Annotated in this window: 7 protein-coding genes; 5 read left to right on the forward strand and 2 right to left on the reverse strand. The window is 29.5% G+C overall.

The genetic code is table 11. The features are described 5' to 3' along the window. A partial coding sequence (locus L866_RS0107945; protein ID WP_025730825.1) for an IS256 family transposase occupies window positions 1–238 on the reverse strand: 238 nt, incomplete at its 3' end. A 115-nt stretch (window positions 239–353) separates the two neighbouring features. Between L866_RS0107945 and L866_RS0107950 the strand changes: the two genes are divergently transcribed. The 5 genes from L866_RS0107950 to L866_RS09740 all read left to right on the forward strand — a co-directional run bounded on the left by L866_RS0107950 (window position 354) and on the right by L866_RS09740 (window position 4,257). Beyond that, on the forward strand, window positions 354–1,178 hold the full coding sequence (locus L866_RS0107950; RefSeq protein WP_025730827.1) for a Hachiman antiphage defense system protein HamA: 825 nt from the start codon (window positions 354–356) through the stop codon (window positions 1,176–1,178). Further along, window positions 1,172–1,507, forward strand: coding sequence for a hypothetical protein (locus L866_RS09725; protein ID WP_245578448.1), 336 nt, complete (start codon window positions 1,172–1,174; stop codon window positions 1,505–1,507). The genes L866_RS0107950 and L866_RS09725 overlap by 7 nt, the downstream gene beginning before the upstream one ends. Then, the gene (locus tag L866_RS09730; protein ID WP_245578449.1) at window positions 1,497–1,820 is read left to right on the forward strand and encodes a hypothetical protein; all 324 of its coding nucleotides are present in this window, start codon (window positions 1,497–1,499) and stop codon (window positions 1,818–1,820) included. The genes L866_RS09725 and L866_RS09730 overlap by 11 nt, the downstream gene beginning before the upstream one ends. A gap of 62 nt (window positions 1,821–1,882) precedes the next feature. Next, complete coding sequence (locus L866_RS09735) at window positions 1,883–3,364, forward strand: DEAD/DEAH box helicase (RefSeq protein WP_245578450.1); 1,482 nt, start codon at window positions 1,883–1,885, stop codon at window positions 3,362–3,364. Between the two features lie 71 nt (window positions 3,365–3,435). Next, window positions 3,436–4,257, forward strand: a complete 822-nt coding sequence (locus L866_RS09740; protein WP_245578451.1) for a hypothetical protein — start codon at window positions 3,436–3,438, stop codon at window positions 4,255–4,257. Between the two features lie 251 nt (window positions 4,258–4,508). On the opposite strand, the gene L866_RS09400 is transcribed toward L866_RS09740, so the two are convergent. After that, a partial coding sequence (locus L866_RS09400; protein ID WP_025730829.1) for a transposase occupies window positions 4,509–4,723 on the reverse strand: 215 nt, incomplete at its 5' end.

Consider the following 4,723-nt stretch of genomic DNA (forward strand, 5'->3'; position numbering starts at 1 on the left):
CCTTTAAGCGAAGTGTGCCTACCCGCGTTGTAAAGTCTCGTTCATAATAGCCATTTCTTTGACTCTGACGACTTTCGGATCGTTCATAGTCATCAGCCTGGATATATTCTGTTCGCTGATTTTCCATCAACTGGTTGAACACTGTTGTCAAAATGTTTTTAGACACATCATCTTTTACCGAATGTTCAATAATGCTTTGAACCTCTTCGCTATTCAGTGTAAAATGTACTTGGGTCATATAAAGTCCTCCTGGGTAGGTTTTCTGGTAAAAACATTGTACCGTAAAAGGAGCTTTATATGGCCTTTTATCTTTTACACAATTATATGGACTTTATCGTGAGGAGGGGATCTAAATGTTTTTTAATAATAGTCAATATTTTCAATTTGATAAAGAACTAATCTCTTCGAATGGTATTAAAGCAAATATATTTAAGCTAAATAATGAAATAGTTGATGAGGAAGCCTTAAATAAATGGGCTTATGGGATGAGAAACAATTATGTAGAGGAACATCTTCTAGAATCACTACTCGCTGGTACAGGATTAACAAAAAAACAATATCTAGAGCAAAATGTTTTTCCGAACCCTCAAAATTCTCAAGGTGCTGCAACTATGTCAGGAGAATTTGGTGAAATATTAGTATATGATTATATAAATTTTGTTTTAGAACACTATGTTTCGAGAACAAGATATTTTGATAAAATAAATCCTGATATGCCGTTACCAGGTACTGACGTAATGGGATATAAAATTCAAAATATTTCTAAACCAAGTACCAAGGATCAATTACTTGTTGCAGAAGTTAAGACTCGATCTAGTAAAACGGGAAAGAAGATGAGTTTAGAAGATAATCCATTAGGAAAAGCTATTATTGATTCAGAAAAGGATAGAGTTAGGATAGGAGAGTCTCTGAATGCTGAAAAAAGAAGGCTTTTAACTCGTAATCGTGTTGACGAAGCTAAAATAGTTGAGAGGTTTCAAAATAAAACCGATACACCTTTTTCATTAAACTTTTATGCTGTAGTCATAATAGATTCATACTTATATTCTGATCAATTTTTTTTAGATGTTCTAAATGAAATAGAAAATAAAATTGTTGATAAAAATATATTAGTAATTCATTCTAAAGAGCTTATTGCTTTCCTTCGAGACATTTATAGGAGGGCTTGTATATGCTGATAGAAGAAAAATCGAGATATTATTTAAAAAAAATACGAGCAAAATCAAAAATGTTTGAATACAGTGTACCAGAGGAGTTACATATTAGTGTAGAGACTCAATCTAATGATTTAGTGCTGCTTAGTATAGCTATTATAGGCGATGTAGCGGATGTAATTTGGCAACAAAACAATACGCCAATTATTCTTACAGAAATAATGGAAGAGGAACTTCATTTTGCAGCAAGATTTTTTGATTCATATTATCAAACTAACTTAGATTATGTATATAATGATTATTATATTTTAATGGGGGGCGGTTGCTTATTATTTTTGCAACATGAATGGTAGCTCAAAAGTATTAATAAATACTTTATCTAATCAATTTGAATTCAATGCTTCTGGATTAGAAAAAATTATTAGATGGCTATTAGATGATAGTTATAAATTACATATTGATAAAATTAGTGAGAAATATCGTAAATTTATTGCAAAAATAATTAATTATCATAACCAATTTTTCGCTTATGAAGATATGGTCGAAGTAAATTTTGAAGAATTCAAGAATTATGCTTATAGAATTGGTAACTCGCGTGAAATATTATTTGTTGACATAATTCTTTCTGTTTTGAAAAAAAGATATTTAATTCTTGCATTAAATTGATGCCTTTATATTCTAATCTTCCAGAGGAAAAGTGGAGAAGCACTTTTATTAATAATTCAAAAATGAGAGAAATGTGGCCGTCTCAAATATTACTGGGTGAGAATGATATTTTTGACGGAAAATCAGGAGTAGTCCAGATGCCAACAAGTTCTGGGAAAACTACTTCTGTTGCACTTGCTATTCAATCAAGTTTTTTGTCTGATAGAACTAATATAGCAATAATAGTGGCACCTTTCAGAGCATTATGCAGAGAAATATTATTAGATTTAGAAAACTTTTTTTCTTTTGATGAGAGTGTGGCGGTAACTGAGTTCTCAGATATTCCAAAAAATAATGAAATAAGTATTTTGTCAACGGATTCGTCTGAAAAGAAAATATTGGTTATGACTCCAGAAAAACTTTCTTATATTTTGAAACACAATAAAGAAATTATTGATTACATTAATATGATTGTTTTTGATGAGGCACACTTATTTGATGATGAATCGAGGGGTACAGATTATGAGCTTCTATTATCTACAATAAAGTATTATATCAAAGATGATGCTCAGAAACTCTTAGTTTCAGCAGTTATTTCAAATGCTTCTCAATTGAACGAATGGATAAATGAACAAGGTGTAGTTGTCAAGAATAACACTATAAAAACTACTGAAAAAACCGTAGCTTTTAATACATTTAACTCAACGAAAAGAAACAGTTATAGTAATTTATATTTTGTAGATCCTATCAAGGGGTTGGAAGAGGAGTTTTTTGTACCAAGAGTAATACAACCTGTTAAATTAAATAAGTTAGGTAAAGAAAGAAACATCAGATATTTTCCAGACTTAGAGAAGAACAAACAAGATGTAAGCATTTATTATGCAATAAAACTTGTGAAAAATGGGAGTGTTGCTATTTTTTGTTCAAGAAAGGATACTGTAAATAAAGTTCTATCTAGATTTATTGAACTTGAAGAAAGAGGGGTTCCTCTCACTAATTTCATTGAAGAGTCAGACATTCATGAAACTACAAAAATAGCTAGATTAATTAAAGAACATTTGGGAGAGAACCCGTTATACTTTTCTGCTTTGAAAGGAATTGTAGGTCACCATTCAGGAGTACCTAATGGTGTAAGAGTCTCTACAGAGTATGCTTTAAGAAATTCCTTATTATCATGTGTTGTTTGTACTTCAACGTTAGCCCAAGGTGTAAACTTACCATTGAAATATTTAATAATTTCCAACGTTTATCAGTCAAGAGAAATTATTAAAGTAAGAGATTTTCATAATTTACTTGGTCGAACTGCAAGAGCAGGAAAACAAACAGAAGGTACTATAATACTTACGGAGAATGTTTATAAAACCAATCAAGATTCTTATAAATTAGATAAATACGAACATCTTTTGAATGCAGATAATTCAGAGGCGTGTTATAGCAATTTATTGAAAATAGTACGTGGTATTGAGCTAAGTGATAAAAGTCCAATTCCTTCGTCATTTATAAAAAAATATATATCATCTAGATATTTAAATTCGGAAAAATACTTTGAAAATAGAAAAAAATAATCGAGTTTAAAGCAAAAGACAAAAAATTAGCAGAAGAAATTTTATATCAATTAAATAATATCGAAAACATATTGATTTCATTAGAAAATTTTATTTTAAATTTCCTTGATATTGAGGATAATAGTTCAGAAATCATTAAGTTAACTTATGGATATTATTTGTCTAACGAGACTGAGAGACAAGACTTAATAAATATATATGAAATAATAAGAAATAGCATAAATGATATTGAAATTGAGGAGAAGCTAACGTTCAGTAAGAGCATGTTAGGAATTATGAAAATGAAAGAATTATCTAAATTTATTGATGATAATATTTTTCAAATTAATAACTTTAGTGATGCTGAATTAACTGATTTAATAGCAGAACAAATTATCAACTCTAAGGATTGTAAGGTGATTTCTAAACTGAATGATCTTAGCATAGTTTCGTCATTGCTAAAATTATGGTTATCAGGTGTTACATACATTGAAATATTTAATTATGCTTCATCAAAGAACGCGAGTATAAAATGGGGGATGAAATACAGAGCTATTTCATTAGATCAGATAATTTTATTATGTGACTATGATTTTGGCTATGTTTCATTATCGATAACACAATCTTTGATAGAAGTCTTAGATACTAGAGATTGCAGTGAGGAAATAATTAACAAACTTAATGATATTATAAGTAGAGCGAGATATGGGTTACCAAATCAAACATCAATATATGTGTATGAATTAGGTTTTTCGGATAGAATATTATCTCAAAAAATTTCAAGTCATTTAGAAGTATATGATTGTAGGAGCAAGAAAAAAACTAAACGAGCAATAAAAGAATCAAAAAAAGAATTAGAGAATTTACTTATGGAATATCCAACATATTTTCTTAATACGTTGAGTAAAATTTAGTTAAGTAGAGAGGATAGTTACCTCTTCACCTCTTTATTCATATAATTTTCATAGTTCTTTTTATACTGAACCAGATCAGAAAACAAATCATTAGACTTAGAATACTCTTGAATGAGGGTATTCTTTTTTTCGGCTCTTTGTCAAAAAGGGTTGATGATGAGGTGAGGTAACCGTATGGTTACTTCTCCTCTTTTTTTAGATCAAAAGATAAAATAAGCAAATGATTGGATCAATTGTATTCAAAATTAGTGTTAAGAAACAGCGATTTTGGGCGGATGATTTGGCGCGTATAAACGCATCATCAATAAAATTCTATTTTTAAAGTGTGAATAATTACGGTAACCATAAGCAGTTCGCTTAAGTACCTTGATTTTGTTGTTTAATCCTTCAATCGGCCCATTAGTCAATTGAGGATAAGCAAAAGTATTTTGAATATACGTGTTATAGTGTTTAAATGTTCTTAAAA

It is taken from the genome of Atopobacter phocae ATCC BAA-285, from assembly GCF_000526675.1.
GTDB classification, from domain to species: Bacteria; Bacillota; Bacilli; order Lactobacillales; family Aerococcaceae; genus Atopobacter; species Atopobacter phocae.

Bases quoted from the DNA above. Each gene is read 5' to 3' on its own strand.
- L866_RS09735 (WP_245578450.1), top strand. From the start codon at position 1,883: ATGAGAGAAATGTGGCCGTCTCAAATATTACTGGGTGAGAATGATATT.
- L866_RS09730 (WP_245578449.1), top strand. From the start codon at position 1,497: ATGAATGGTAGCTCAAAAGTATTAATAAATACTTTATCTAATCAATTT.
- L866_RS09725 (WP_245578448.1), top strand. From the start codon at position 1,172: ATGCTGATAGAAGAAAAATCGAGATATTATTTAAAAAAAATACGAGCA.
- L866_RS0107950 (WP_025730827.1), top strand. From the start codon at position 354: ATGTTTTTTAATAATAGTCAATATTTTCAATTTGATAAAGAACTAATC.